1 protein-coding gene is annotated in these 1,193 nt (G+C 65.7%); it reads left to right on the forward strand.

Annotated features, from left to right (window positions below):
- Window positions 1–1,193 (forward strand): elongation factor Tu (tuf, locus tag VFQ05_16950; protein HET9328458.1); only part of this gene is annotated, 1,193 nt, incomplete at its 3' end.

Consider the following 1,193-nt stretch of genomic DNA (forward strand, 5'->3'; position numbering starts at 1 on the left):
ATGGCCAAGCAGAAGTTCGAGCGGACGAAGCCGCACGTGAACGTGGGGACGATTGGTCACGTGGACCACGGGAAGACGACCTTGACGGCGGCGATCACGATGGTGTTGGCGCAGAACAATCCGACGATCCAGGTGCGTGACTACGGATCGATCGACAACGCGCCGGAAGAGCGGGAGCGCGGGATCACGATCGCGACGGCGCACGTGGAGTACGAGACGGCGAACCGGCACTACGCGCACGTGGACTGTCCGGGACACGCGGACTACGTGAAGAACATGATCACCGGGGCGGCGCAGATGGACGGAGCGATCCTGGTGGTGTCGGCGGCGGACGGGCCGATGCCGCAGACGCGGGAGCACATTCTGTTGGCGCGGCAGGTGGGGGTTCCGTACATCGTGGTGTACATGAACAAGTGCGACATGGTGGACGACCCGGAGCTGTTGGACCTGGTGGAGCTGGAGGTTCGCGATCTGCTGAAGAAGTACGAGTTCCCCGGGGACGAGATCCCGGTGATCCGGGGATCGGCGAAGCAGGCGATGGACGGGGGCGGGAAGGACGCGAAGGCGAACGAGTCGATCCTGAAGCTGATGGAAGCGGTGGACAGCTACATCCCGACGCCGACGCGGGAGGTGGACAAGCCGCTGTTGATGGCGGTGGAGGACGTGTTCTCGATCTCGGGCCGCGGGACGGTGGGGACGGGGAGGGTGGAGCGCGGCAAGGTGAAGGTGGGGGACAAGGTGGAAGTGGTGGGGCTGCGGGACACGCGGGACACGGTGGTGACCGGGGTGGAGATGTTCCGGAAGTCGATGGACGAGGCGATCGCCGGGGACAACATCGGGCTGCTGCTGCGGGGGATGGAGAAGGAAGACCTGGAGCGGGGGATGGTGGTGTGCTCGCCGAAGTCGATCACGCCGCACACGAAGTTCAAGGCCCAGGTGTACGTGCTGACGAAGGAAGAGGGGGGACGGCACACGCCGTTCTTCAACGGGTACCGGCCGCAGTTCTACTTCCGGACGACGGACGTGACGGGAGTGGCGAACCTGCCGAGCGGGCGGGAGATGGTGATGCCCGGGGACAACGTGGACGGAATGGACGTGGAGCTGATCACGCCGATCGCGATGGAAGACGGGCTGCGGTTCGCGATCCGCGAGGGTGGGCGCACGGTCGGCGCCGGCGTCGTCACCCAGATCGA

The organism is Candidatus Eisenbacteria bacterium, from assembly GCA_035712145.1.
GTDB lineage: Bacteria > Eisenbacteria > RBG-16-71-46 > RBG-16-71-46 > RBG-16-71-46 > DASTBI01.